General features: G+C 43.5%; 21 protein-coding genes. 2 read left to right on the forward strand and 19 right to left on the reverse strand.

Translation table 11 applies throughout. The annotated features are described in order from the left end of the window. Window positions 1-4: 4 nt before the first annotated feature. The 4 genes from cyoB to ABTQ23_RS00125 form a co-directional block, all read right to left on the reverse strand. A complete protein-coding gene (gene cyoB / locus ABTQ23_RS00110) occupies window positions 5-2008 on the reverse strand; it encodes a cytochrome o ubiquinol oxidase subunit I (protein WP_408614038.1) in 2004 nt (667 codons plus the stop codon). After that, a complete protein-coding gene (gene cyoA / locus ABTQ23_RS00115; protein ID WP_408613584.1) occupies window positions 2008-2973 on the reverse strand; it encodes a ubiquinol oxidase subunit II in 966 nt (321 codons plus the stop codon). Before cyoA ends, cyoB begins: the two co-directional genes overlap by 1 nt. 491 nt (window positions 2974-3464) lie before the next feature. Next, on the reverse strand, window positions 3465-4118 hold the full coding sequence (nfsB, locus tag ABTQ23_RS00120; protein ID WP_408613585.1) for an oxygen-insensitive NAD(P)H nitroreductase: 654 nt from the start codon (window positions 4116-4118) through the stop codon (window positions 3465-3467). A gap of 52 nt (window positions 4119-4170) precedes the next feature. After that, entirely contained in the window at window positions 4171-4479 is a 309-nt protein-coding gene (locus ABTQ23_RS00125; protein WP_408613586.1) for a putative quinol monooxygenase, read from the reverse strand. A 193-nt stretch (window positions 4480-4672) separates the two neighbouring features. Between ABTQ23_RS00125 and deoC the strand changes: the two genes are divergently transcribed. After that, a complete protein-coding gene (gene deoC / locus ABTQ23_RS00130) occupies window positions 4673-5347 on the forward strand; it encodes a deoxyribose-phosphate aldolase (RefSeq protein WP_408613587.1) in 675 nt (224 codons plus the stop codon). Here deoC and dsbD read toward each other — a convergent pair. The 11 genes from dsbD to ABTQ23_RS00185 all read right to left on the reverse strand — a co-directional run bounded on the left by dsbD (window position 5341) and on the right by ABTQ23_RS00185 (window position 16935). After that, window positions 5341-7083, reverse strand: coding sequence for a protein-disulfide reductase DsbD (gene dsbD, locus ABTQ23_RS00135; RefSeq protein WP_408613588.1), 1743 nt, complete (start codon window positions 7081-7083; stop codon window positions 5341-5343). The genes deoC and dsbD overlap by 7 nt on opposite strands. A gap of 11 nt (window positions 7084-7094) precedes the next feature. Beyond that, window positions 7095-7871, reverse strand: a complete 777-nt coding sequence (locus tag ABTQ23_RS00140; RefSeq protein WP_408613589.1) for an FMN-binding protein — start codon at window positions 7869-7871, stop codon at window positions 7095-7097. A 30-nt stretch (window positions 7872-7901) separates the two neighbouring features. Then, on the reverse strand, window positions 7902-8360 hold the full coding sequence (locus ABTQ23_RS00145) for a copper chaperone PCu(A)C (RefSeq protein ID WP_408613590.1): 459 nt from the start codon (window positions 8358-8360) through the stop codon (window positions 7902-7904). Window positions 8361-8362: 2 nt separating this feature from the next. Further along, window positions 8363-8857 carry a TlpA family protein disulfide reductase gene (locus ABTQ23_RS00150; RefSeq protein ID WP_408613591.1) on the reverse strand — a complete coding sequence of 165 codons (495 nt, stop codon included), beginning with the start codon at window positions 8855-8857 and terminating at the stop codon, window positions 8363-8365. Further along, entirely contained in the window at window positions 8850-9527 is a 678-nt protein-coding gene (locus tag ABTQ23_RS00155) for an ABC transporter ATP-binding protein (RefSeq protein WP_408613592.1), read from the reverse strand. The genes ABTQ23_RS00150 and ABTQ23_RS00155 overlap by 8 nt, the downstream gene beginning before the upstream one ends. A gap of 1 nt (window position 9528) precedes the next feature. Beyond that, window positions 9529-10665 (reverse strand): ABC transporter permease, encoded by a 1137-nt coding sequence (locus ABTQ23_RS00160; RefSeq protein WP_408613593.1) that lies wholly within the window; start codon window positions 10663-10665, stop codon window positions 9529-9531. Beyond that, window positions 10652-11938 carry an ABC transporter permease gene (locus ABTQ23_RS00165; RefSeq protein ID WP_408613595.1) on the reverse strand — a complete coding sequence of 429 codons (1287 nt, stop codon included), beginning with the start codon at window positions 11936-11938 and terminating at the stop codon, window positions 10652-10654. Before ABTQ23_RS00165 ends, ABTQ23_RS00160 begins: the two co-directional genes overlap by 14 nt. A gap of 2 nt (window positions 11939-11940) precedes the next feature. Then, entirely contained in the window at window positions 11941-13341 is a 1401-nt protein-coding gene (locus ABTQ23_RS00170) for a Fe-S-containing protein (RefSeq protein ID WP_408613596.1), read from the reverse strand. A gap of 58 nt (window positions 13342-13399) precedes the next feature. Next, complete coding sequence (locus ABTQ23_RS00175; protein WP_408613597.1) at window positions 13400-13921, reverse strand: iron transporter; 522 nt, start codon at window positions 13919-13921, stop codon at window positions 13400-13402. Window positions 13922-13945: 24 nt separating this feature from the next. After that, complete coding sequence (locus ABTQ23_RS00180; RefSeq protein ID WP_408613598.1) at window positions 13946-15880, reverse strand: FTR1 family iron permease; 1935 nt, start codon at window positions 15878-15880, stop codon at window positions 13946-13948. A 266-nt stretch (window positions 15881-16146) separates the two neighbouring features. Next, entirely contained in the window at window positions 16147-16935 is a 789-nt protein-coding gene (locus tag ABTQ23_RS00185) for a thioredoxin domain-containing protein (protein WP_408613599.1), read from the reverse strand. A 323-nt stretch (window positions 16936-17258) separates the two neighbouring features. Between ABTQ23_RS00185 and ABTQ23_RS00190 the strand changes: the two genes are divergently transcribed. Then, complete coding sequence (locus ABTQ23_RS00190; RefSeq protein ID WP_408613600.1) at window positions 17259-19235, forward strand: hybrid sensor histidine kinase/response regulator; 1977 nt, start codon at window positions 17259-17261, stop codon at window positions 19233-19235. 27 nt (window positions 19236-19262) lie between these two features. Here the strand turns inward: ABTQ23_RS00190 and cqsA are convergent, their stop codons facing one another. The 4 genes from cqsA to ABTQ23_RS00210 all read right to left on the reverse strand — a co-directional run bounded on the left by cqsA (window position 19263) and on the right by ABTQ23_RS00210 (window position 23716). Next, the gene (gene cqsA, locus ABTQ23_RS00195; RefSeq protein ID WP_408614039.1) at window positions 19263-20426 is read right to left on the reverse strand and encodes an alpha-hydroxyketone-type quorum-sensing autoinducer synthase; all 1164 of its coding nucleotides are present in this window, start codon (window positions 20424-20426) and stop codon (window positions 19263-19265) included. A gap of 256 nt (window positions 20427-20682) precedes the next feature. Further along, entirely contained in the window at window positions 20683-22125 is a 1443-nt protein-coding gene (locus tag ABTQ23_RS00200; RefSeq protein ID WP_408613601.1) for a sensor domain-containing diguanylate cyclase, read from the reverse strand. Window positions 22126-22279: 154 nt separating this feature from the next. Further along, complete coding sequence (locus ABTQ23_RS00205) at window positions 22280-22609, reverse strand: HEAT repeat domain-containing protein (RefSeq protein WP_408613602.1); 330 nt, start codon at window positions 22607-22609, stop codon at window positions 22280-22282. Window positions 22610-22744: 135 nt separating this feature from the next. Then, the gene (locus ABTQ23_RS00210) at window positions 22745-23716 is read right to left on the reverse strand and encodes a LysR substrate-binding domain-containing protein (RefSeq protein WP_408613603.1); all 972 of its coding nucleotides are present in this window, start codon (window positions 23714-23716) and stop codon (window positions 22745-22747) included. Window positions 23717-23827: the final 111 nt, after the last annotated feature.

A 23827-nucleotide genomic window follows, 5' to 3' on the forward strand; every position in this document is an offset into this window, starting at 1 on the left:
AAGCTTACGCGTTAGCCTGATTTAGACCCGCCTGATTAACTTTCTCAAGATGAGCGGATTCAATCGCTTCGATCTCTTCAGGTTGCACATAGTAGTCTTTATCATTGCTATAGGCTCTGAGCAGGAAGCTACCCACGATGCCCAAGAAGCCGACGATGGCTAACCACCAGATATGCCAGATCATGGCAAAACCAAAGATGGTTGCACCAATCCCAATCATCACACCATGCGGTGTATTTTTTGGCATATGAATGGGTTCATATTTCGCTGGTTTTTTATAAGCAGTGCCATGTTCTTTTTGCCAGTCAAATTCATCGATATCGTTGATTTCAGGCAATTTAGCAAAGTTATAAAACGGTGGCGGCGATGATAATGACCATTCCAGAGTACGGCCCTGCTCCCATGCATCCCCTGTTTCATCACGGTTTTCATGGCGCTGTCTATAGCTGACATAGAACATTGCCAACTGGTGCACGATACCAATAAGAATCAAGAAGGCACCGAAACACGCGATAATCAACCAAGGTGTCCATTCAGGGTTGTTGGTGTGGTTCAGACGACGAGTCATTCCCAAGAAGCCCAGCACGTACAACGGCATAAAGGCAAAGTAGAAACCAACCAACCAGAACCAGAATGCCCGGCGACCCAGTTTTTCATTGAGTTTGTAACCGAATGCTTTCGGGAACCAGTATGAAACACCCGCTAAGTAACCAAATACCGCACCACCAATAATCGTGTTATGGAAGTGAGCAATCAGGAACAAGCTGTTATGTAACAAGAAGTCAGCGCCAGGAACGGCCAGCAATACACCAGTCATCCCGCCGATGGTGAATGTCACCATAAAGCCGAGCGTCCAGTACATTGGTGTTGTAAAGCGAATGCGTCCGCGGTACATGGTAAAGAGCCAGTTGAAGAGCTTGACCCCCGTCGGCACCGCGATGATCATCGTCATCACCCCAAAGAAGGCATTTACGTTCGCCCCCGAGCCCATCGTAAAGAAGTGATGCAACCAAACAATGAAACCTAAGAATGCAATTGCACCTGTTGCCCAAACCATTGTGGTGTAACCAAACAACCGTTTTCCAGAGAAGGTTGGAACCACCTCTGAGAACACCCCGAACGCAGGTAGAACCAGAATATAAACTTCCGGATGCCCCCATGCCCAGAACAGGTTGATATACATCATCGAGTTACCACCACCACTGTTAGTGAAGAAGTGGAAATCAAGATAACGGTCAAGCGTCAACAGACCTAATGCGCCAGTCAAAATTGGGAAAGAAGCAACAACCAGAACGTTTGCCCAAGTACATGCCCAAGTAAAGATTGGCATCTGCATCAATTTCATACCAGGAGCACGCATCTTCATGACAGTCACTAAGAAGTTAACCCCTGTGAGCGTCGTCCCAATACCGGATATCTGCAAGGCCCATATGTAGTAATCAACCCCGACCCCGGGGCTGTAGGTAAGCTCCGAGAGCGGCGGATAGGCCGTCCACCCAGTTTTAGCAAACTCACCCACACCTAGCGACAAGTTGACCAGAATCACACCAGCAACAAAGAGGTAGAAACTCAGCGAGTTCAAAAATGGGAATGCCACATCACGAGCACCAATCTGAATCGGCAACACAACGTTCATCAGACCAATCATCATCGGCATTGCCATGAAGATGATCATAATGACACCGTGAGCAGAGAAGATCTGGTCATAGTGATGAGGAGGGAGATACCCTTCGCTTCCCCCGGTGGCTACCGCCAACTGGGTTCGCATCATAATGGCATCGGCAAAACCACGCACCAACATCACCAGCGCAACAACGATATACATTACGCCGATACGTTTATGGTCCACGGACGTTAACCAGTTATGCCACAGGATTCCCCATTTTTTGTAATAAGTGATCGCCGCCAGCAATGCGATCCCGAGGATGGCAACGACACTCAAGGTTCCCATGACAATCGGAACATGCCATGGAACCGAATCTAGCGTCAATTTTCCGAACATCGTGATTACTCCTTAGTTGCCGATTCAAGCGTTGATGATTCGTCGCTAGACATCTCACCATGAGTGCTGTGATCGGTCGCTTTCATCATATGACCTGCGTCTTTTTTCTTAGACATATTCATATGCATGTACTGATGAACAATCTGCTCAAACATTTTCGGTTTCACATGTGAAAAATATTCAACAGGATTGTTTTCTGAAGGTTTAACGAGCTGGTCGTAAGTTGCATCATCTAACACTTTGTTAGATTGGCGAACTTTAGAAACCCACTGATTGAATTCATCTTCAGTTGGTGTTGCAGTCACTTTAAATTTCATTCCCGTGAAACCTGCACCACTGTAGTTTGAGGAGATACCATCAAACGTACCAGCTTCGTTTGCTATCAGATGTAATTTGGTTTCCATCATTGCCATCGAGTAAATCTGGCTACCCAACTGAGGGATAAAGAATGAGTTCATCACTGACTGAGATGTCACACGGAAACTAATTTGGGTATCTTTAGGAATGACCAGTCGGTTAACAGTTGCAATCCCTTGTTTGGGATAGATAAACAACCATTTCCAGTCCATTGAAACAGCTTCAACTTCAAGGGTTGGCGTACCAGGTTTGACATCAAGAGGTCGATAAGGATCGAGCCGATGAGTCGAAATCCAGGTAATGGTACCCAAGATAATGATGATGATGATGGGGATACCCCAACAGAACATTTCTATTTTAACAGAATGGTCCCATTTGGGTTCATAACGAGCTTTGGTATTAGATGCCCGATACTTATAAGCAAAAACTAAAGTCAGAATAATTACTGGGATAACAACCAGTAACATTAAGCCGACAGCAGTCAATATAAGATTTTTTTCCTCAATCCCTACTTGCCCTTTTGGATCGAGAATCCCGCCCTGACACCCTGTCAGTAAAACGATCATTCCGACAAACAGCAATCGGTAGAGCTTAAGAAAGATTCCTCTTCTCATGATACGACCCTTGCGATTCATAAAAGCTTGCACAACGGCCGCAAAGCGAACACTTTTTAGCCATTTGTGCACTGAGTTACCAGCTCGCCGAGAAAATTGCAGCAGATATCGCAATAATTGAAGCGTTATTGTGAATGTTTGAGCAATTTTACCGACATTTAATTTCACACACCAAGAACAAGTGTATAAATTGGATAACACACATACATTTTAGTAAACAACATTATAACATTTTCCTCATAACGATCTATCATCATGACAAAAAGTATGGCAAGAATATCCAAATCGACAAGAAATTGGCTAGATTTTCGACACTTTGCACCAAAAAAAGCCAATACTTAGGCTAACTATCTAATCAGTAAGCAGTACAACTATAGACCATAACAAAAAAAAGCGACCTTCTTTACCGATTTAGAAGTCCGCTTTTTATTCGATTTAGCTATATTAATGACAGCTATAAATTTGGGTTTGGAATATTGATAATATTGATATTAAATAAAATCAAATACTTGTTCTTTAGCTAAACGAGACTTAGGCAGTTTAGCGTTAAAATCTTTGTCGCTGTGATATCCCAAAGAAACCACCACAATACTGGTGAGATCGCGCTCATTTAATCCGAGCTCTTGATCAAGAGCCGCAAAATCGATTCCTTCCATTGGCGTTGCATCAATGCCCAACATCGCCGCATTCGTTAACAGACAACCTAATGCGATATAGGTTTGTTTTTCCATCCACGATTGCAAATCTTTGCTTTTAAAAATATGTTGATGAACATAACCAGAGCGAGCGGCATGCCCTTTAGCACGCGCTTCATCGTTAGCAAAACGCCCATCGGCCTGTTCTTTTTCCAACACCGCTTCAAGATGCTCAGGGCTCATATTGGTCCGGGTACACAACACCACGACATGCGATGCATCGTTAATTTTGCTCGCATTGTAGGCTGCGGCACCACTTGCACCAGAGGCAATACGCGCTTTACCAGCAGCATCACTGGCCAGCACAAAATGCCAAGGTTGAGAGTTCACAGAAGATGGGGCAAGACGCAGGCTTTCAACGAGTTGTTCAAGTTGATCGGATGGGATTTTCTTTTCAGGATCATAGGCTTTGGTTGTATAACGATGACTGGCAAAGTCGACTGGATTCATCTGTAACTCCTTATATAAATAGTGATCACAGCAATGGTTGAGACAATGATACTTAATAAACTGGCGAGAACTGGCGTACCTCTAACGGTTCGGCCACAAGTGGTTCGATGGCTTTAATCATGCTGAGGAAATAATCGGTTTGGCCATGTTTGTCCAGCGCCGCTTGATCGCGCCAGATTTCGTCCATTAAAAACTGGTTAGGGTTGCTTTGATCGACATGGAATTGATATCCCAGACAACCATCTTCTTGACGAACTTTATCGATAATTTGGATGAACGCCTGTTTGAGCGCATCACTTTGACCTTCTTTTGCATGAGCCAGAGCGATCACTCGAATTGCATTACTAGGGGCAAGTAACATTTCGATTTTCCTCCATCATTAAACAAATAAGACCATCTAAGCACTTAAATTAGATACGTAACCATCATAGATGATTGGCCAATACAAGCAAATACTATCGTCTGGATAACAGATACGCCTGTTGAACCATTTAAGGGGTTATAATCCGTGATACCATCAATCAAGCGTACTCTTTTATTTACGGGATCTCTTTATGGCCACTGTTAATTACGCAAAATATATCGATCATACGTTGCTGGCGATGGATGCCACCTTTGATGACATCACAACGTTATGCCAACAAGCACGTCAATACGGTTTTTACTCGGTTTGTGTCAACAGTGGCTATGTCCCCTGGGCAAGCAAGCAATTGCAACAAAGCGATGTGAAAGTGTGTTCAGTGGTGGGATTTCCTCTAGGTGCCTGCTTGAGCTCGGTCAAAGCCTTTGAAGCCAGTCAGGCCATCGCAGCTGGTGCTGATGAAATCGATATGGTGATCAATGTGAGTTGGCTTAAAAGTGAGCGCTTTACCGATGTCAAAGCGGATATTGCAGCGGTTAAACAAAGCTGCCAAGACACGCCACTCAAAGTGATTTTAGAAACCTGCCTACTTACTGATGCGCAAATCATTAAAGCTTGTCAGATTTGCACGGAGCTTGAAGTTGCCTTTGTCAAAACCTCGACCGGTTTTAGTAAGTCGGGTGCAACAGTTGCAGCCGTTCAATTAATGCGCCAAAACGTTCCTGCATCGATGGGAGTGAAAGCCTCTGGCGGCGTTCGTACCCAACAAAGTGCCAAACAGATGATTGATGCCGGAGCCACTCGCTTGGGAACCAGTGCATCCATTGCGATTGTCACAGCAAGCACTGATGACTCGAGCAATTATTGAAATTGCCCAGGCGGGGAAACCTGCGCTAATCGTTTGGCAAATTGCGCTGTGGGCATGATGCCACTGACTCGCAATTGGGCTAGATAACGACCACTAAAGTCGTAAAAATCAAGGGTTGGCAGTCCCAGCACTCGATAGTGGCTTAAAATATCTTGCTGGCGAGGGAGATAGCGACTGACATCCACGCGCAATAATTTAAACTTCGCTAACTGCTGGCGGATTTGTGGCTGCTTAAGGGTATTTTCTTCAAACTCTTTGCACGCCACACACCAACTGGCAAAGTAATCGACCAGCACTGGCTGAGCGCTTTTCTGGGCCTTTTGTAATTGTGTTTGCAGCTGAGTTAGTGAGTCAACACTAACAAATGGTAACGGTTGCTCAGCTTGGCGAACATTTTGGCGATAGTGGTAGATTTGCTCGCCCGTCATCATCAGCACTAAAGCCAATACCACACAGCCTAAAAACCGATATTGCACCATAAATCGAGCCAAGAGCAGATATCCCAACCAAACTATCCCCGCCCCGGCAAGAATGAGCCATAGGAGATCGCTGAGCGCCGGCGTTAACACTCGTGAAAATAACAAAAGCGCGGCACAAAGTAGTAAAAAGCCACCGACTTGACGCACTCGCAGCATCCACATGCCCGCTTTGGGCAATACTTTTTTACCCAACCAAGCGACGGCAATCAGTGGCAGTCCCATCCCCAGAGCAAACAAATAAAGCGTTAACGCGCCCATTAACACCGAGCCAGTTTGGGCGATATAGACGAGCATCCCCGCAGTCGGGGCGCTCACACAAGGCGAGCAGATAACGCCAGAAATCGCGCCCATCAACAGAACACTCAAATAGGAGCCTTGCGTAAAGCGGTTCTGCAATCGTTGCAAACGCGTTTGCGCGCCGCTCGGCAGTTGCAACTCAAAAAGGCCAAACATCGACAGTGCTAATATCACCAGCACCACAGCCATCGCGCTAAGCACCCAAGGGTTTTGCAGATAAATCTGCATCTTTACCCCAACATAAGCAATCACAACCCCCAGCACGGTGTAGGTGAGCGCCATCCCCTGCACATAAACGAAACCCAAAGCCACGCTCTGATAGAGGGTTCGTTTATTTTGGCCAATAATGATTCCGGTGATAATCGGCAACATGGGCAGCACACATGGTGTAAAAGCCAGTAGTAAACCAAAGCCAAAACTTGTGAGCAGCATCCAGGGACCCGCTTGCCAAGAGTCAGCTGATGAGTCAGAAGAACCTGACCAACTATCAGTATCCACCGGCGTTAGCGCCGCGGGATGAACACTGACAGAACCGGCACTTATATCGATAATGCGAGTGGTCGGAGGATAACAAAAACCACTCTCAGAGCATCCTTGAAAGCTCAGTCGAATGGTCGTGTTCGGGTCACCTTGGCTTAGCGCAATATCGGCTACAAGCGTAACACCCGAGGTATAAATATGAGTGTCGCCAAAGATAGGATCGTGATGTTGAACGCCAGGAGGTTTATAGACAGATTTTAGCGCCGCCGAGTCACTAATGAGATGGATTCTATCCCGATAGAGGTAGTACCCCGGCTGAATCAACCAGTTTAGTTTTAACTGACCTTGGGTGTAGCTTGCTTTAAGCGCAAACGCCTGGTCAACGTTGAGCACTTGCGCCTGTGCTGGGAAAATAGACAGAGCAAAGCAGATGCCAAGTAGCCATCGAATCAGAGCAAACCTGACAAATGCTGTTCTCATTAAAAAGTCCTTTAGCTTGGTTGTGATTTCAACTTGGCAAAGAATGGGCCATAGCCGTTGGGTCCACACCAATAGTTAAGCAGATTTGCCACACCTTTGCTGGTATGGGTTGCCCCACTTATCGCATCGAAACTATGCACGGATGCCTGCCCGTGGCGCGGCGCAATTTTAAATGCAGGTTTGCCATTATCCAACACCTGCTTGCCGGCAAACTGTTTTAACCACTTATGATTACTCATAATTTGTCCACCTAAAGCCGGTGTTTCAGCCTGCTGATAAAAACCGATGCGCTCTAAGCTCATATTGTTAAGATTAAACGCAGCATAACCATAAAGCATCGAAAAATAGCCCATCCCCTGAATAGGGACAATCACTTCGTCTGCTTGGCCATTGTTACCTCGTTTGAGATAAATTTTTATCCTTTCGGCGCGTTTTTGCAAATGCGCCAAATTCTGTTTTGGATCCATCTGAGTATAGGTAACTTTTTGTGGATCAAATCCAGCAACCTCTTGAGACTGCTCAATTAACTTGTGCTGTTTAAAATCAACTAACACCGGTTCTAAATTAGTTTGAATCAGCATCTTGGCACTTTGATGCTGCTGGCCAAGACCCGCAACCTCTAACAAGACGCGCTGTGGATCTTCATGTTTAATCTTATATTTCCCAGTGGGCTGCAGCGAAGTATGGATCCCTTTACCCAAATCAGTCGAGGATGAACCTGACTTATCAAAGCAGCCTGATAATAATACGATGGCTAAACTCAGCCACACGCATTGACGCAATTTCATGATCGTTCCTTTATGGTGTTAAACACGGGGTTAGCGAAGCTGCATCGGCACGACTTTGGCCACGATTTTAAGCGGCCCCAAGTTGGTCGAAAGAGTCATGACAATCAAATCGCCCTTAGCAAGATTGCGCTTAAGCCCCATAAACATCAGATGGGTAGTATTAGGCGTTAACGCCAGCTGATGATGCGGCGCTATCGAAATCGATTTAACCGGATGCATCTGTCGTTGGCCGTTTATAAAACTCGTTTGATGTAGCATTGATTTGCTAAACCATTGACTATGAACCGCAAAAATGACCAATTTGTGACTGCTGCGATTATAAATCGTCATTCGGCTACCCGTTGCGCTGACATGCGGTTTGGGTAAAAACAGCTGCGCATTAGCCACTTCCACTTCGCTAAGTGCGCTCACATCTTTGGCCTGAACCATCGCGCAATAGCCGCTCAACCCCACCAGCGCGACGATTATCCAACAGCGAAATCGAGCCATCTTTAGTTCTCCAACTGTGCAACATAATGACCCAGATCCATATGCGGTGAATAGCCCATATGAATACTCTGAATCACGCCATGTCGGTCAATAAAAAACGCCGTCGGTGTAATTTCGATTCGATAACGCTCTTTGGTGATGCCCAGTTGATCGCGTACTAAATTTAGATTCAAATCGAATTTTTTCGCAAAATCAGCAAGTTTGACTCGATCTGAATCAACATTCACACCAATAAATGCAATTTTTCCAGGATGGGCTTGTGCAAACTTTTGCCAATCCCGCATCATTGAAATACAGGCGCCACACGTGGCTGACCAAAATTCCACAATCCGCGGCTGATGCGCGTAATCGCTTAGTTTTACCGCATCACCACTGGCATTCACAACCGCAAGATCAGGTGCCGGAGCATTGGGCGCTGCAACCTGTTGTTCTTTACAGCCTGCTAGCAATAGCAGTGCAAGAAACATCCAGTAGTGGTAGCGGCGAAGCTCAAGCATGTTCAATGAGCTCCTCGCCAATCAATTTGCCATGCTGCAGACGAATAATCCGGTCCGTGTATTGGCCCAACGCCGGGTTATGGGTGACCATAATAATGGTGCGATTTTTCGCATGGAGCTGTTTGAAGATATCCAAAACCATCAGCTCATTTTGTTCATCTAAGTTACCCGTTGGTTCATCGGCAAATAAAATGGGGCATTCATTAACCAATGCTCTGGCAATACAAACCCGCTGCTGTTCACCACCAGAAAGCTGACTGGGCAAGTGATGGGCACGGTGTCCCAAGCCAACCTGTTCAAGAACGGCTTCGGCTGATTTTTTATCGGTCACACTGTGATAGTGCTGCGCCAGCATCACGTTCTCGAGTGCGGTTAAATAGGGAATTAAGTGAAACTGCTGAAACAGTAAGCCAATAGTTTGGGCTCGAAACTGACGGCGTCCATCCTCATCTAAACTGGCAGCATCTTGACCATCTAAAAACACCTCACCAGAGGTTGGCGTATCTAGACAGCTAAGAATATTCATTAACGTTGTTTTACCAGAGCCAGAGGCGCCCATGATTGCCACAAACTCGCCATAGCGAATCGACAAATCGATATTATCAAGCGCCGCCACCTGGTCAAAATGTTTACACAAGCCTTTGGTTTCAATGGCATAAGATGATGACACGCTATTCTCCTTTTAAAACTTTGGCAGGATCGACACGCATCGCCCGCATGGTAGGGATAACGGCTGCAACGAATGCGGCCAATAATGACAGGCTAGCGGTAATAAATGGCACAGGTGCGCGCAAATCAATAGTTGCACCAAAGACACTCTCACCAAGGATTTGTGCCAAAACATAGCCAATGACGATCCCAGCGATAATGGCAACAACGGTCATACACAAAGTTTCGGTTAAAATCTGTTGCACGATTTGGCGATGGGCCGCCCCGAGTGCTTTTTGCAACGCAAATTCGCGCCGGCGCTCGCCGATCATAGCGGTCAGCGTGGTATTGACGCACAATGTACAGAGCACCAAAATCACAACTGCAACCACGCCCATCAACAACTTAATTTTATCGAGCACCTGCCCCTCAGATGCTGAAACTTTTAAAATCGGTCGCAGCGATAAATGAGGAAACTGCTTGCTCAACGACTTCGCCAATTGATTCACCTGACCGTGGTCATTATCTAGGCTAAACATGGCATAGTTAATTTGATTGGCTCTATTTAACCACTGCTGGGCGATATTCAAATTCACAATCAGATAGTTATCTTGTTCCTGACCGGAATCGATAATGCCTTTAATGGTAAATTGATGCTTTTTCTGACCATCGATGATATTGACCGTTGAGCCAACTTTAAGCTCCAGCTTTTTAGCCAACTTTTGCCCGATCATCGCATTACGTTGGTCAAATGAGACCCCAACCCAGCTGCCTTTCACCTGCCAATAGGGAACCAATTGGCGAAACGAGCCAAAATCAACGCCCATCAATACCACTTTTTCCAGATCTGATTGCACCATTCCATAGAGATAAGGACTGGCAGCCACCAATGAATCTTTGGGCGCTTTGGCCAAAATTTTCTGGTAATCAGAATAAGGCATCAATGATTTTTCACCGCTTGGACCGACGAAAAAGTTAGCCCCAAAGTTGCGCAGCTCGTGGCTCATCTTCTGGTTAATATCAAAGTAGACACCTGCCATCGCCGTCACAATGGCCGAGCCGACCATCAAGGCGGCTAGCACCACCAGGACTCGGCGCATCCGCATTTTTAACGAGCGAATCACTAAAAGTGAGCGCATCGAAGAGTTATTGGCGGCCATAAAGCACCTCGATTGGATAAAGGGCTGCTATTCGCCGCGATGGGTAATAGGTCCCACACACCGAAATAATAATCGCGATAAACAGCATCACCGGAACGATAATCCAATGAAAACCAATCGCAGAGTGAAACAGCGTATAGCCCATCACTTTAGCTAACAAATAGCCGCCGCCACAGCCAAGCAGGCCACCTATCAAGCCACATAAAACGGACTCAGAGTAAAAAATCAGATAAATCTGCCAGTTATGAGCCCCCAAAGATTTCATCAAGCCAATCTCTTTGGCGCGCTGCAAAATGGTATTGGTGACCAATGAAGCAATCCCCATCGCCGCGGCAATAAAGGCCGCCAGAGTGACCATAAATAACAAACTTTGGATCTTACCAATGACAATCCCTTCTGAGGCCGCGACCTGCCAAACAGGGCGAACCGAAGCGTTACTGAGCGCTTTTTCTAACTGAAATGAGATGGATGAAACAAATGCAGTACAGAACCAACGGTCATATTCATCTGAATCAAGCGATTGCAAATCTTCGCGGGCTTTGCGTGATAGCGCGTTTTCAGGAACCGTTAAGGCCGAAACTTTAATCGACTCAACTTTGCCTTCAAGCCCCAATAGGTGCTGGGCAATGTGTAGCGGCATCACCAATGAGTCTTCTTCTTTTTCACCATTGGCTAAAATGCCGGTAATAGTCACTTCATTGGACTGACCATTCACGCCAGTTAAATGAACAATATCACCAACTTTCCAGCCCGTTTTTTTCGCCAACGAACGACCAAGTAGCGCTTGCATTTGATCATCTTGAGGCCACTGACCATTCACATTCCAGTAGCTTGAGATGATTTTCTGACCAGTATGATAATCCGGCTCATCTGGCACACTTAAATGTTGATCGAAAAACGTTCCTTCAATAGCAACCTGATTAGCGCTACCGACAACATTCACTCGCCCTCGCACCATAGGCGCAAAACCAATAATGTTATTGCGCCAGAAAATATTTTTAATATTCGGCAGCTCGCTCTCTTTGAGCAAGTCCTCTTTATTAAGCGTATCCAGTGAACCTTTGAGCATATACGGCAGCTGCACCTGACCTTCAGGGGAAACTTCAATATTCGCCCCATAGCGCTTCATCTCAACCGACATTTTGTCGCCGATACTAATAGAGATAGCCAGAAGAGCTGAAATGAGCCCGGCAGCTAGAAAAATTGTCATCACCGCCAGCAGTTTACGCGAACTGTCGTGACGCCATGACTGAAATAACATTCTCCATAACATGGTTATGCTCCCCCCATGGCAGAGCTGGATTTAACATACTTCCATGGATCATCACGAAACGCTTGATACGACTGTTTGCCGGTAAAGAAGTAGGTTTTACCGCCAAATTGATAGCTAAATGGCGCATCTAAGTTGGTGAGTGACTGGCCATTAACTGGGTCATTCACGGCTATTTTCACCACATCCGAGAAATACTGCAGACCACTTTCAAGCATTTTTTTCGATACTGCGATTTGGTTGTCACGCAATGTCCATTTTTTAATTGGAATGGGGTTACAGCCGCCCCCATGGCCAATCGATGGAATGAAGATGTGCACCCCACAGGCGAGGCAAATTACCTGATCGCCAGATTGAATATACCCTGCATCGCCACATAACATACACGCGTCGAACACCACAGCAAATTTGCTCTGATTGGCATAGCGATCGATGATAAAGAAGCGTACCACTTTGCCATCGCTGGCAATCCAACGATAACGGTGCAATTTGCCATCTTTGAGTTCATCGGTAATCGGAATATGCACCGCGTCATCACTTTGCAGATTAACGGTTAAAGCCGGCGAACGTGTCGGTGGTTGAGACGCGACAGCATCCCAATAAAGTAAGCTTGCCAGCACCACAACCAATGCGACTAAGTTAAAGCCAGCCAGATTGCGCCAACTGCGCCATTTGGCTAACAAAAGTCGTTTAGGGATAAGCGCTTTTTGTTGATGAACTTGATGCTTTAACGGCCGCATCTGGCGCCAATACAATCCTGCCAGCGTAACAAAGCTCGCAGCAATCACCCCATACGCATATAACCAGTAAAAGTTGGTTACCTTGGCAACGTAACTCAGTAGAGAGCCATATAAACCCACTATCTCAAGTTTCATCGCAGCGAGTAAAATCTCACCCGAAATAGGTAAAAGAGCTAACAGTACCAAAACCGTGAGCAACCCTCGGCGAAACCACCAACTGCGAGGGCTCAACACTTTGGCACTAATGACATGCACTATCGCTACTAAAATAAAGCCAAACACAATAGCGCTGGCATTTAAAATCAGATCGGTATTAATCACCGAGGTCACACTGACCATCGATAATTTGGCTTCTTTGGCCCACATAAAGCTAGCAAGCGCTAACTGTAAAAACAGCCACAACGTTAAAACACGTTCAAGTCGAGGAAAAACAAGATAACAGAGCAAAATAGCGAGCAGTACCGCGGCTAAAGCAATGTTAATAATCAGGACATAAACTTGCGAGTAAGGCAGCAGTGCATAACCAACTGCTCCAACAATAATCGCAAGCAAGGCGGTGTAAAAACGCGCTTTAAATTGTTTGTCTGCGATATGGCTGTAGAGGACGGCAAATAGAACACCTGACAGTAAAAAATGAGCCAGGACATTACTGAGATAAAAACTCATCGGTCACCACAACAAAGTTACAGCCGCCCCATCAACTCTGGAGCGGCTTTTGAATGACTTATTTCAAACCGACATATTTAAATTTGTAGCTAACATCGAATGGTTTATACCAACGACCAACGCCAGTTTCTTTATCGGTGTGACGCAACAGCCCACCTTTTGATGGTGGATCAATATGAAAACTCAGCTCGTAGTTACCAACACCAAGCATTTTCACATTAGAGCCGTAGTGAGGGCCATCCGATGCGATCATTGGCATGAATGTACCCTGCTGAGTTTTACCGGTATCTAAGTTTTTCATTTTGTAATTCACGGTCAGATATGGAATCCACTCACCGGCCGCAAACCCGTTTTTATTACCTTTAAGAGCGTGAATATCCACTTCTAAATGAACGTCAGCTTTAGAGGCTGCCATCATCATTCCCTGTGGTTCCATCGTGACTGGTTCTAAATACACTGCCGACAATTCCATCCCGTTCATTTCTACTGTTTTCCCAGCAGGATGTTCACCTGCTAGAGCCACAGATGAAGTAGCCATCAGAGATGAAGCGACCAGTGCAGAAAGTAAACATTTTTTCATCAGTCTTTCGTTCCTTATATTAATTTAATTATGAATGGCTTGTTTTCGTCCTTGCTGACGAATGACCACCAGCGCAACAATAGCGGCGAACACTAAAACAAGTTGCGGCGTGACCGTTTCGATATAGGGGTAAATCCCCAATAAACTGATCTCAAATCCGCCCTTAAATAAGGTCGGATTAAACAATTTGGCCTCGATAAGTTCCAACACACCATTACCAGCAAAGACAAAGGCCATCAGGTACATAAAGCAGCCGGTAAAGATAAAAAATGGTTTAAGTGGCAATTTGACAACGCTGTAGCGCATCAAGAAGAAAATAGCGACAAGTAGGACAATCCCCACACCTAATCCAGAAAACAGTGCTGCGATGGAGCTTGAGCTGGTTCCTGAACCAAGCGCGTAGTAAAACAGAACGGTTTCAGCGCCTTCTCGATACACCGCCAGGAAGCTGGCAAACCACAAGCCAGCAATCGAGCCAGAAGTTAGCGAGCGGCTTAATTTACTTTGCAGATAGTTTTGCCATTTGTGCGCTTCGACTTTGGACAATAACCAGTAACTCATACTAAAGAGTACGACAACCGCAATCAGCATGGTGATGCCTTCAAGCATCTCGCGGCTGGCACCAGCATTGGTAAACAGCCACTGGAACAACGCTGCGGTAATCACGCTGGCAACCAGTCCAACGACCACCGAGTTTTTAATCACTTTGAGCTTATCCTGATGATTGTTTTTCACCAGGTATGCCACGATAGCCGCGACAATCAGCAGAGCTTCAAGCCCTTCGCGCAAAATGATGGTCAAACTTGCCAAGAAAATAGCCCAGAAGCCTTGGCTACCAGAGCCCAGCATATCAGCGCCTTTTTGCAATGCTTGGCTCATTGCACTTTGATGATTTGCTAACTCATCCAAGCTGGCATCGGCTTTCATCAAGCTCACTAATCGCGTGAAGTAACCTTCTAGCTCTGATTTAAAAGTAACATCGCGAGCCCCAACCGCGTTCTCCATGCCACTGGCTTCAAACAAGTCAAAATAGCTATCCTGTACCGCCATCATCGCTTGTTTATGATGACCTTGGCTGTACTGATAAATGGCCTGTTTAACGGCTTGATCAATTTTTATAACCACCGCTGACCAGTCTTTCTGACTGACATCTGCCGTTGTGCTATCTTGCTCTTTTTGTGAATCACGGATCGCTGGCAATCCAGGCAGATCATCTTTTAAATCCGAGACCAAGGTTGATAGCTGATAACCGAATTTGACCAGATTTTGCGAAGTAAAAGGCTTAAGGGAGAGATCTTCGAGTGCTTGGAAACGGTCATTGTACTGAGCCGCTTTTTCCTGCGAATCATTTCTGCGAATCGCAGTTTCCAAATCAGAGTTTTTATAATTATCGAACTGCGCTTGACGCAATAGATCGTAGGCATGCTGACGGTTTTTAGCTTGCGCTGCATCATCACCTACTTGTGGTGCTAAGCGATAACTTGCCAGAGCTTGGTTCATTAAGCTTTCTAAGGTTAAAACCTGCTCACGGTAATACGGCAGAATATCCTTCTGATTCATATTCTGCGTTTCGGCCACCAATTGATGGCCAGATTTTAAAATACCGGGAACAGTTTCAATCTGACCTTTGAGCCAAGCGATTTGCGCTGCGACCTTTTCTTTAGGCGCATTTTGCGCAATCAATTTACGAATTTCAGTGAATTTTGCTTCGAGTTTGTAGCTATATTTCTGGGAATAATTAATGCGAATGGGGCCTTCAATCCCTTCGAAAACCTCAAAGTAGGCCATCTGGACAATTGATTTCGCCTTGGCAGCATCGGATTGATTGTAGGCAACTAACGCTTTATCCAATCGACTATTAATGTCATCTGCAGCCGCTTGATAGTCCACTGTTGCAGCAAGCACCTCGGTGCTTATCAGTAAGAATGCTAAAACCAATGCACCTACGATGCAGTTCATCTTCCGCATTGATGAAACCCTTAAAAAATGAAAACAAATGAGAATAATTTCCATTTGTATTACTTTTTGAATCATTCATCAACAAAAATTTTATCTTTTTCTGATAGGACTTGTCCTACATCAAGCCAGTACCATCCAGTGATGGGAGAGATTTACCCCATCGTTAGATGGTGATTCATAAGCCACAAAGAGGCGCCGATTGATACAAAAAACGCGCATAAAAAAGCCCTCTTTTAAGAGGGCTCATCTATCCATCAAATAAAAATCTATTTTTGTGCTTTATCAATGGCTTGCTGAAGTGCTTGAAGCGGTACTGCACCACCAATGACCGCGGTATTTTGAACACTCGCACCTTTGGTTGGCATGACGATAAAGCCAGGTGTACCTTGAAAACCAATCTGGCGAGCCAGTGCATCATTTTTCATGATGGTTTTTTTATAAGCTTCATCATTTGCCTGTTTAAAGGCTTTACCGACAGCGGCTTTTGCAACTTGGCTAATATCTGTTTCAGTGAGCTTGCCTTCATCATGGTTGGTGGCAAAGATCCCGTTGTGATATTTGATGTAAGAGGCCGCACCTTTATCATGCCAAACCTGCAAACCTACCGTGGCAGCTTTTCCTGAATTTTCCCAACGAGAAGCAAAAATTGGCCAGTCTCTAAAAACAAACTGCACTTTCGGATTTGCTTTCATGAGCTTTTCAACAATTGGAGCCATGTGATGGCAGTAATAACACTGATAGTCGAAAAACTCAGTGACAGTCACTTTGGCATTTTTAGGGCCAATATGCGGAATACCTTTCACATCCAGTAAATTACTGCTGGATTGAACCGCGGCAGAAACCATCTGCTGTTGCTGTTGCTGCTGTTGCTGTTTTTGCAGCTCTTGGCTAATTTGCACCAAAATTTGTGGGTGCTCACGCAGATAATCGGCCGCAATCTTACCGATCTCTTGGCGCTGCTTGGCAGAAAAATCGCTGTCCTGTTGAGCAAATGCAGCAGAACTGGTCGTGGTAATAGCCAGCGCAGATAAAAAAAGTACTGTAATTTTCTTCATGAAGCCGTATCTCGATAGCAAAAATTAGTAAACACCTTAACGGGACATTTTCCCCAACGCAATCCTAACCAACTGCAATCGTTGGTAAATGCACAAATGTGACATTAAATCATTGCCAATGAGTAAAATGGATTAAGTCAATTGAATTAAAATAAATATAGTCGAAAACATCTCATAACCCCACTTATAGCGCGGTATAATTAGTTTTTACGGGTTCGTCAAAAACACTAATAATAAATTTGTTTTTAATCAAATCAGGCTATATTTTTTGGTCATGAAATCACGTACGATTAAAGCTGTCCTTTCTGGGTGAAGTTGAATTTATGAATGCCATCAAGAAAATTTATACAACTTCTGAATCTAATCTGACAGTGATCGGCTGGCTCGGTTTTTTGGGCTATCCGGTTTATTATGTGATTTGGCATTACCTCTATCCCCAGCCTTACGATTCTCTGCTGTTACGCTCATTTTGCTCGGTCATTTTTCTACCTTTAGCCTTTCATCGTTATTGGCCTGAGACGTTTAAAAAATGGCTTCCTTATTATTATGTAACCGCAATCGGTATCGGGCTTCCGTTCTTCTTTAGCTTCATGATGCTCATGAATAACTGGTCAGACATCTGGGCAATGTCACTCATGGCAGCCTTGTTTTTGCATATTCTGACAATTTACGACACTAAAATTTTGGTGTTCCAGGCTATTGCTGGCTTCTTTTTCGCTTATTTATGTGCCTTTTTACTCAAAGATGGCTACCTCAATCCAGATGTAAAATGGTCTTATGTCCCTATCTTTTTATTTGCTTATATCTTTGGCACCTTGTGTTACGTCAAAAATAAAAACTCCAACGAAAACAAAATATCAACGACCAAATCCTTTGGTGCAGGGATTGCTCATGAGATGCGCAATCCGCTGAGCGCACTCAAGCATTCACTCTATTTGTCACAAGATTTACTCAAAGAGCAGCCGCAAAACAAAGAGAAACTTGAACAGATTTTTAATGATTCGGTCAATACCATCGATAATGCACTAGATACGATTGAAATATTGCTCACATCAATCGATGAAACACGCATTTCCACCTCTTCATTTAAGTTGCACTCGATTGAAGAAACCTTAAATAAGGTGACTCATTCGTTTGGTTACAACCATTATGAAGACAAAGAATCAATCCAATTAGAAGTTAAACGAGACTTTTCCTATTTGGGCAGCGAAAGCTTACTGATTTACACCTTTTACAACTTAATGAAAAACGCCTTTCATTATAAAGAAAACAATGACTTTCATATTTCTATCCATGTCAGTCAGGATGAGAAATACAACAAAGTGATTTTCCGTGATAATGGCCGTGGTATAGAGAAAAAGGAACTCAAATATATTTTTGATGATTTTTACACAAACGGTAAAAATAACGGTTTTGGTTTAGGGCTGCCGTTTTGCAAACGGGTTATGCGCGCTTTTCATGGCGATATTTTTTGTCGATCCGTGTTTGGGCAATGGACCGAGTTTGAACTGGCGTTTCCCAAAGAAACATCCCCAGAGCTTGAAAAACTCAAAAACACCATCATCAGCCATAAAGAGATCCTCTACATCACGGATACTCGACCTCACCAATTAATGTCTGACTTTTTGTTCTCTAACAGTAAATTCCCGTACAAAATCATCAACTCAAACGCTCTGATTTGCGAGGACTTTTATACCTATCGCTACGATCTAACCATCGTTGATTTGGATAAAATCGATGCTCGTGTGAAAAACAAAATCAATAATAAAGACAATGTGATTTATCTGAGCGAGCACCAGCAAAGCAATCAGGCAAACGTTATCAACTATCGTGATTTCATCGAAAACTATCAGAAAATCATTTTAAGCAATCTTCTGTCTGATGATAATCACATAAAATCATTACCATCGTCACAGGCAGAGCATCTCAGTGAAAAATCAAAGATTCTCGTTGTGGATGATAACCAATCAGTATTAAAGCTCACTTCATTACTCTTAGAGCATAATGGCTTTATTACCTATCAAGCCAGTGAAGGTGCCGATGCCATTAAGATGTTAGATAACGGCGAAAACATCGATATCATCATTATGGATTTAGAAATGCCGTTGATGGATGGTTTGGAGACAACTCGCAAAATTAGAGCATCACAGAAAAAATACAATAACATTCCGATTATTGGTCATACAGGGGATGATCAGCGCTCAACTATCGATAAAATCCTAACCAGTGGGATGAATGACTACATCATTAAGCCATCCAATAAAACTCAATTAATCAATAAATTACAATCATGGGTATAGCCCTGGCGAACCAGGGCTAATGACTCATTATTTAATATAGAGATGTTCTTGATGAATAGCCTGATAACAAACACTCAGAATTTTATCAATTTGAGCATCGGTCAAACTGCTATTCACAGAGAACCGGATAATACTATGTTTAGGCGACGTTGCCGGACGACAGAATATCGAACCAAACACACCATTTTTCTCTAAATAGTTGCGCACCTCATAGGTATTGTCTTCTTCCCCCGTTTCGATAGATATAATCTGTGACTCACTCTGAATCGAAATCCCCATAGTGGTAAAGCCTTCACGCAATTTCTGGGCTTGAGTAAACAACGTAGCACGCTCTTTATCCATGGATTTGATCATATTGAGAGTCTCTTCTAATACATCAACTTCATATGGCAGCATGGTTGAGCTAAAAATAGCGGGATAGCCAATATAAGGAATACAGGCATTAAAATTGTTGTTGGCCCAAACCGCACCCGCGCGATAGGCAAATGTTTTAGCAAGGCTTGCCGTCATAAAATCAATTTCATCTGACAATCCATATTCAGCTAAAATGCCAGCGCCTTGTTTGCCATAAACACCGAGTGAGTGGGATTCATCAATGACGGTTGCACAGCCATATTTTTTTGCTAACTCAACAATTTTTTCCAGCGGCGCAATCGTCCCAACGGTACTATAAACCGCATCCACAATAATAATTCCGGGACCATTACGTTTAATCAGCTTTTCCAGATGCCGAGCATTGTTATGCAAAAATGGCAAAATTTTAGCTTCACCACTGCGAGCCCCTTCCCACAATGACATATGCGCCAAGAAATCAATATAGACGGTGATCTCTTTGGAACATATCGCCTGCAAGAGCGATGTATTGGCACTCCATCCTGATTGAAAAATAAGACATGAGTCAAAATGAGCGAATTCTGCCATCTGTTTTTCAAATGTTGGTTTGCTGTCATCTTTATGCACAAACACAGCTGACATCAGAATACTTTCATTGGACTTATCGACTGATTTTTTTAAACATTCTTTAATTTGAGGATTATTAGCTAGTACCAAATAATCATTCGATTGCAGGACAACATCTTCCGAATGAGGTTTTCCGCCAACGACTAAATGTTTATCATTATATTTAATTAAGTCTTTTAGGTAGAAATCCAATTCAGATTTTAAAAAGGAAGGTAGTTCTTTTTTATTAATACTCATTATTTTTCTCCATTAACTTTGGAATAATTGCCAATTCCATCGTAATGGACTGGTTGTTTATTTTTGTGTTAATAAGAGAAAATAAATAAAAATACGTTTTTATATTATTTGGATATATATTTATAATAATGAACAAACAAATAATTGTTGAACAATGTAATTTAGTTAGCAAAGTTATATAAAAAGATGACCAAGTGCTATTTAATTACCAATAAATAACCCGCTTTATTAAAGGGAAACCAACATAATTTTAAACCGATATAATTTGATTACGCCCGTGCTCTTTAGCGGCATATAACGCAGTATCAACACGATTGACGATTTGGTGAAGAGACTCACTAGGCTTAAGACAAGCGGCTCCACCACTAATGGATAGAGAGACAGCTTCACTACCTTTACTCAATTTTAAATTCGCCACCTGAGAGCGGATCTGTTCGGCTTTCTCAATAGCACGCTCGAGCGGACATTGGTGTAACAGCACCAAAAATTCTTCACCGCCCCAACGACAAACCAAGTCCGAGCTTCGAACTTGTGAGAGTAAAACCTCGGCCACATCTTTAAGAACCTCATCGCCAAAGCTATGGCCATAGGTATCATTAAATTTTTTAAAGAAATCAATATCAAACAGTAATATTGAAATAGGAAAATCGTTTTGTTCATCAATATCTTTAAATGACTCTTGAAAAATTTGGCGATTAGCAAGCCCTGTTAATTTATCAGTGGAAGCCAGTTCTCGCAGATTCTTCTGGTAACGACCAATGGTTAACCGTGCAACAAATAAAACAAATAATGTGACAAAAATACAAATAGAGAGATTAAACCAAAGAATATACATTAAATTTCGAAATACTTTATGTTCACCTTGTTCAACAATAAGGTACCAGTTAAACTCATTAATTAACCGAATATTCAAATCAATAACGTGACCATCTCGATGATATTGATAATAACCACCAGGGGAAGATAGAATATTATTAACTAAACCAGGTTCCTTTATATATTTTCGTAAATTATTGGGTCGATTGAAATTTTTTGTGTGCAAAGTCACATTCCCTTGTCTATCGACAAAGTAGATATTTCGGTTATAACGTTGCTGATAATTATTGATTAGTTCGCGAATTTTCTTTGCCGATAATGCTATCCCTGCCACGCCCATAAATTGATTCTGATAATCAAAAACACGATGATTAATAAAAATATCGAGATTTGAAGGTTGGTTTGGATCGCGACCAATATTGATTTCATAATTCTTATTTTCAGGGAGATTTTTCACCCGTAGATACCAATCAGCAGCAGATTTGAAATCAGCATTGATGCCCAATGGGGTATAATATTTGCCCGTTTTATCATCGACATAAAACGCTAATTTAGTACCAAAGCGTCTATCTATCGCATTTAGATAGCGCACAATGGCAGCATCAGAGTGGTTTGGATTAAGCGTCCAATCTTTTAAAAAGGTATCGTGAGCCATTAACCTTGAGATAAAAATAGGCTCGAGCAGATCCTGCTGAATATGCGAATAAACATTATCACTGGTGAGCGGTAAAAAATTTTCTCTAATCTGATGGCCCAGTAGATTCTTAGATTCTCGATAGCTGCTAAAACTCACCAATAAAAAAGCCAGAAAGATAAAAATACAGAAAGGCCAGATGTATTTAGGCTGTTTAATCGATGGTTGGCGCAGCTTTAGCATTCAACATCCTATGCGAAACAAACAAAACAGGCTTATCTATTTACTATAGAAGGATTTTCTTTGGTTGCTGCATAGAAAACCCGATAGCCAAGTATTTTGTGAATATCATCAAGCTGTTGGCGCATCAGGTAAAACAATTAGGGGGAATTGAAGGTTAGGAACAAATTTCAGCAATCGCTAACTGAGCAAGCTCACAAAGCTCGGCATCATCTTCATTTTTAACCGCTTCTAAATAGGGAAGGCATTGATTGGCTCTTTGTTTGAGCGCCGCACCGATGTCAATCAGCGCAAACACACACTGCCGACGGACTTCAATATCGCTATCATGTTCAATATGTTGGCAAATTGCCACAAGGGCAGGTTCAGCTTCCCCCGCGAGACCACGTAAAATATCAGCTGCATTGTAGCGCTCATTACTATCATCACTCGACAGAGCCTCAATGCAATAATTAACCGGGTCCTGATAAAAATCTATATCCGTCATTAATATCCTAACAGTACGTTTTCATTGAAAATCTCCCACCTTTATAACTTTCGTCTTAAGCGCTTTTCAAGCTGTTTTTTCTCCCACTTGTCATCAAACCAGCAAAGCTAAAAGCTATACAAAAAAGGATATCAACTATTTGGCATAGTCAGTGGATAGCGTCATTGATTGTGCCGCTTTAACCGTCACCAATTGCTCGACATTCATCTGTTGGTTAAAAAGCAGCGCTTGTTGTTTGAGCCATTTGGAAAACGCGCTTACGCTTTGGGCATTTTGCTGTTTTTTCTGATAAACCAGATACACGCCATCGTCTCGTTGGTAGTGTTCAAAGAGCGGTTGTAGGCGGCCTCGCTTCACTTCTGCAGCCACCAGCACATGGCGCCCAAGCGCAACACCTCGACTATCTAACGCCGCTCGCACAATATGATCGGCTTGGTTAAAACGGTAGCCATTGCGACAATCAATCTGACTCAACCCATGCTCAGATAGCCAATTTGGCCACGAGGTTGCAAGTTTCGCCAGCGGCAGAGCATCGTGTAAAAGAATCGTCTGGCTCAGATCCAATGGGGTTTTGATATGATCTCGGCGGATAACCTGCGGAGTTGCTACCGGATAAATATAATCCCAGAACAATAGTTCTTGAACCATATCCGGTTGTTCTTGATGACCATGACAAATGCCAATATCAATTGATTCTTCTTTAAAATCGGGTTGGTCTGGCGAGGACATAATATGCAGGTCAATGTCAGGATAGTGGCTATGAAAATCATAGAGCCGCGGCATCAACCAACGACTGGCAAATGAGGGGACGCAATAAATGGTCAACTTATGACCATACTCGATTTGTGCTGTGCTTAGCACATCACGAATATTACCTAACGCTGTTTGTACCACCGGATAGATCAAAGCACCTTGTTCGGTGAGTGTTAAGCGGCGAATGTGTCGCTCAAATAGCGCATAACCCAGTCGCTGTTCCAGCTGAATAACTTTTTGACTTACCGCACTTTGCGTCACACACAACTCATCGGCGGCATGGGTAAAGCTTAAGTGTCGGGCAGCGGCTTCAAAATAGCGAAGCGCTTCCAGTGGGGGCAATCGGGCAGACATATTCTCTCCGTATCAAACGCTCAAATCTAACTGCAATAAACGTATCCTTCGAGGCTTTCAACCGTTTGATATCAAGCAAAGGATATGCCACGCAAAATCGGTGGCAGGCAG

This window comes from Celerinatantimonas sediminis (assembly GCF_046054195.1).
Lineage (GTDB): Bacteria > Pseudomonadota > Gammaproteobacteria > Enterobacterales > Celerinatantimonadaceae > Celerinatantimonas.